This is a genomic window from Schumannella sp. 10F1B-5-1 (assembly GCF_006517535.1).
GTDB lineage: Bacteria > Actinomycetota > Actinomycetes > Actinomycetales > Microbacteriaceae > Schumannella.
In genome coordinates this window covers 1-355 of sequence record NZ_VHQH01000025.1, presented here as the reverse complement: position 1 = coordinate 355, position 355 = coordinate 1, and the positions used below count along the sequence as shown (strand labels likewise).

The 355-nt window shown below is 64.5% G+C and carries 1 protein-coding gene; it reads right to left on the bottom strand.

Going from position 1 to position 355, the window contains the following annotated elements:
• Positions 1-355: glutamine synthetase beta-grasp domain-containing protein (locus FJ658_RS03620; RefSeq protein ID WP_181408313.1), on the bottom strand; the 355-nt coding region annotated here is incomplete at both ends.

Below are 355 nucleotides of genomic sequence, written 5' to 3'. Positions count from 1 at the left end.
GTCTTGTTGGCGAGGTTGCCGCCCTCCTCGACGCGCCCGGAGTTCCAGGCCGCCTCGGAGGAGTCCACCTCGTAGAAGCTCTTGTTCTGCTTCACCTCGAAGCGCACGTCGTCGAAGATGAAGAACTCGGCCTCGGGGGCGAAGTACGCGGTGTCGGCGATGCCGGTCGACTCGAGGTACTTCTCGGCCTTCTTGGCGACCTGACGCGGGTCGCGCGAGTAGATCTCGCCGTTGCGCGGGTTGTAGATGTCGAAGACGATCACGAGGGTGCGCTCGGTGCGGAACGGGTCGACGAACGCCGTCGACACATCCGGGATGAGCTGCAGGTCGGACTCGTGGATCGACTGGAAGCCGC